Source organism: Mesobacillus sp. (assembly GCF_049588175.1).
Classification (GTDB): domain Bacteria; phylum Bacillota; class Bacilli; order Bacillales; family Cytobacillaceae; genus Mesobacillus.
The window spans coordinates 1-4,098 of record NZ_JBAVFI010000533.1 but is presented as its reverse complement, the minus strand read 5'-3'; the positions used below and the strand labels follow the sequence as shown (position 1 = coordinate 4,098).

The following is a 4,098-nucleotide window of genomic DNA, read 5'->3' as shown; positions in this document are numbered from 1 at the left end:
GGACATTTCTCGACGTGCATTTTATACTATCTGATTTTATAAGAATAAGGTGACCATTCCTTCGTGAGTGGTCACCTTTTCTATTGGATTATTTCCTTATTCAACACACAGCTTTACTGCCCTGGTTGCGATGAAGCATTTAATATACTTGTCCAACGGCCTTCTTCCTCCAAAATCATCTTCATACAAGCCCGAAATCACAAATCCAGCTTCTATCTGGCCCTGAATTTGATCCTCAAGAGTATGCCCAAATTCGATTGTCTTATCAGAATTCAGATATTCGGCAATTTGTACATCCGTTAAGTTGTCGAGTGAAGATGATGGTATAGAGTTTTTAACGACTAAATTCCCTTTCATATCCTCTTCATCATCAAAAATGAAAAGAAGCGGATTCGTAAACCCCGAGATTAGGATTCCTTTATTTTTTAGAACCCGTGAAGCTTCATTCCAAACTTTTGAAAGATCCTCAACGAATAAGTTCGCTACAGGATGAATGATAATATCAAATTGTTCATCTTTAAAGCAGGATAGGTCACTCATATCTGCAAGTCTTGTTTTTAGCGTCAATCCGTCTCTTTTAGCGACAAATTCATCCTGTTCTAATTGCTTTTTCGAAATATCTACGACAGTAACATCTGCTCCTGCTGCCGCTAAAACGGGACCCTGCTGCCCTCCACCAGATGCAAGGCACAGGATCTTTAATCCGTTTAAGGATTTCGGAAACCAGTTTCTTGGAACCGGCTTTCCTGTTGTCACGGAAATTTCCCACTCTCCATTCCTGCTTTTTTCAATTATTTCTTGCGGTACAGCCTTAGTGTAGACAGCCGCTTCCTCTACCTTTTTATCCCATGCATTGCTATTTTGTTTTACTGTATTCATTCCCATCACCCTTCCAATTTAGGAAGATCCAATGAACATTTTAGGATCTTCTCATATAATCCATGCCAATCCTGATAATAATCCTTTACTGTATCTGGGTTGATAAAAATTCTTTCAGCTGATTCATATTGTGCCTGAAATTCATGGATTTGGGTAATATCCATGCGATAAAAAACTTGATAGCCCACCTTTGGATATTTGCTGCTTTCACTCCAATTGGGATTATCGGTGTGATCGACAATAATATATCCTAACTGTTTGCAATCCCCTGAAACATTCCCTTCTTCCAGTACTTCTCGTTTAAAGCCTTCTTCTACCGATTCACCAGGTTCTAAGTGTCCACCCGGAAAATCCCACCCACGATGATTCAAATTCACCAACATCAGTTCATGATCATCAAAACAAAAACCGTGTACACTTGTGATAAATTCGCGAGGAGGCAGCTTTTTATCACTTAACCAAGTTAATTTAATAATTGATTCTCCCCAATTAACATATGCAGTGCTCAATTATATCCCCTGCTTATTAAATTTTACTTGAACAAGCTATAACCATTTCGCAAACCAGGCAACATAATATGCAGCTGGTATAAAAATGAGTTGTGCAAGAATGGTCCCAGCAAATTTTGAGGTAACCATTGCAAACGAGTAGCTTTTTAAGAAAACATATTTATTTTTATCTTTCGTGACCCGGTCAGCAAGTACGGATGCCTTGGGGTCAATGAATAAAGTCAGCAATAACGTTGCTATCCCATTGATAATACCAGAGGATAAAACGACTGCCTGTGCATACTTCGGTTCCGTCAGCAAAGAACCGTATATCGCTGCTAGTACACCCACCGTGTAAACTGCTGAAATCAATATATTGATAATGAAAAGCCGTTTCGGAAAAGTATGTTTATTGATACCTTTTAAAAATCCCCGTTTAGGCATACGAAAGCATAAGACCACACGTTTCATTCCTTTTAAATTGAACCATTTCTTTGTCAAAGTAACAATCGAACCTCGTTCATTAGAAAGCTGAATAATTGCCCTTGAAAAAATAGCAATAAAGGTGGGGAATAAGATTATTCCAATTAATACTCCGACAGTAGTAAATCCTATAAGGATTCGAAATTGGTTCTCAAGGAATTCTAGACGGTTTACTCCTTCTGGCACTTCAGCGATAAGCTTCCCGGTAAGTGGCTGTTGAAACATCGTAGAAAATCGGCTTGCTACAACCAGGGTATTAAATAGTGAAAGAGCAGAGGCAATTAGCCCAACTCTTGCTCCAGACAATCTTGTAGAGTAAGCCAAAGTTTCGATAGTGGTAACTACTAAGATAAATATTGCAATTACTAGTAATCGTTCTGATAATATGTCCATTCTATGGCTCCTCAAACGAAGCAGAGCCCGCCTAATTATTTAATGCCAAGGAAGCCTTGAATAAATTGAGGTGGAAATCCGCTGAATTCTATATTCATTTAGGTGTATCTAGATTGCGACACGCCCCTACCATTCCTTTCCAATTATACTCAAAATAACAATTCATTGACAATATAAAAAGCCCACAATATAAAATTAAACCGTTCCGTTTTAGGGTGCATATTTTTTAAAAGACAATGAAAATGGCGTGTAAAGTGACATCGGTTTTGTCACGCCATTTTTCTAATTTAATGTATTTTTGGCTCCGAAATATAGTGGTTCTTGTTCCACATAAGCACCCTTTTCATTCTACACCCCACCCATAAAGAAACGGACCCCGGTGAAGGGAGCAACATGGGCTGATCAATAAGCGGAGAAACTTCCCTTATTTTGAAAATGGCGCGGAAAACAGCTTAAATAGACGGAAGATTTCCGCCTATTTACTTGAAAAACATAAAAAATTGGGAATCGTGCTTGCTTAACCGGAAAACCTCCGCTTAATTACCCCTTATAGAGCTATAGTTTACAGGTTAACCGGATATCCTCCGCTTATTTTCAGGTACTCAATTGAGGTTCTGCTAAACGGCTTCGGTGAAGAACAAAAATAAATATCTTGCGTCTGTTTAACATAAAATTCCATTTTTGTTGTTATACTCGCTATACTTGAATGGAATGTCCGCAGGATTGAACTCTTAAATTGATTTCCGAACTGGCAATCAAATTGACTTTTAAATGACAGTCATTATTCCATGTACAACAAACATTGTCATTCGAATATAATATAATTTTGCAGGTGTTAATTTGTAAGGGAATAGCTTATAAAGGCTGGCACAATAGAAAAAATGGCGTGGGCAATTTCCACGCCATTTGCACCTCAAAACGGAACGATTTGATATAAAATTGAGAGCCTTGCTAATCCATATTGGATTTAAATCACATACAGCATTAATATAAAAATCTGAATCTATCCTTTTTGCCTGATCCGTTCCACTACAGTTGCGACTTCATCAGGCTTCACAAATTCTACTGGTGAAAACCCTTTTTCAAAGACTACGGAGTCTGCTTCGATCATCAGTACATATTTCCCGTTCATTTTAGCTAGATGAATACTATCGCCAAAGTCCGCAAGCAAGCCCTTTACCGATACGTGGTCCAGTTTCATCTTAAGCTCTAGCTCAGGGGTATGCTCGATCAGCTGAGCCGCTGCTTCGATAACCTGTTCTGGTTCGAAGCGTTCCTGCAGCTCGCGTTTTTCGCTGGCAGCCCATATTTCCATTGCGTTCTCAAGCTGTTCTCGTTCTTCACTTTCTGGTTCGAAGGTTTCTTCCATGTGCCCTCTTACCATTTCAATTACTTGAGTCTTCACGATTTCTGGCATCGACTGTCCATACTCCACGTATTTCAGGAAATCTTCGAAATAGCGGGCATGTGAAGCCTGGTTGATTTTCAGTTCATTATCCTGAATCATCCCTTCTTCAGGCATGTAAGGATACTGGATAGATTTCATGTTTTTCGTCGTGATCGCCATTTCAACCTGACGGATCAAGGTAGACTCATCAGAAATGGAAGCAACTTTGGGTTCGAAATCACATTTTAAAATAAATACGAATGAATCATCAAAAAACTTGCGAAGCTTAGCGCGGGCAACTATAAAGACTCCTCCACGCACTGCACTCGTATCAACATAGGCAATCGCAAATTTTTCACTTTCATTCTGGAAAACTTCCTTTGATTCAGCGAAGCGAACTTTGTGAAAAAGATTATAGTTTGGATTGGAAGTGAGGTCATGACCTTCTTCAACAATGAAGTAGCCAAT

General features: G+C 39.0%; 4 protein-coding genes. All 4 read right to left on the bottom strand.

Annotated elements, in window-relative coordinates; all coding sequences use genetic code 11:
- Positions 1–96: 96 nt before the first annotated feature.
- Positions 97–879: a class I SAM-dependent methyltransferase gene (locus WB217_RS13070; protein WP_423993653.1), complete on the bottom strand. Its 783-nt coding sequence runs from the start codon at positions 877–879 to the stop codon at positions 97–99.
- Positions 880–884: 5 nt separating this feature from the next.
- Positions 885–1,388 carry an NUDIX hydrolase gene (locus WB217_RS13065; protein ID WP_423993652.1) on the bottom strand — a complete coding sequence of 168 codons (504 nt, stop codon included), beginning with the start codon at positions 1,386–1,388 and terminating at the stop codon, positions 885–887.
- A 36-nt stretch (positions 1,389–1,424) separates the two neighbouring features.
- Positions 1,425–2,243 (bottom strand): lipid II flippase Amj family protein, encoded by an 819-nt coding sequence (locus WB217_RS13060; protein ID WP_423993651.1) that lies wholly within the window; start codon positions 2,241–2,243, stop codon positions 1,425–1,427.
- Positions 2,244–3,246: 1,003 nt separating this feature from the next.
- On the bottom strand, positions 3,247–4,098 hold an 852-nt coding region (locus WB217_RS13055; protein ID WP_423993650.1), incomplete at its 5' end, for a DUF3900 domain-containing protein.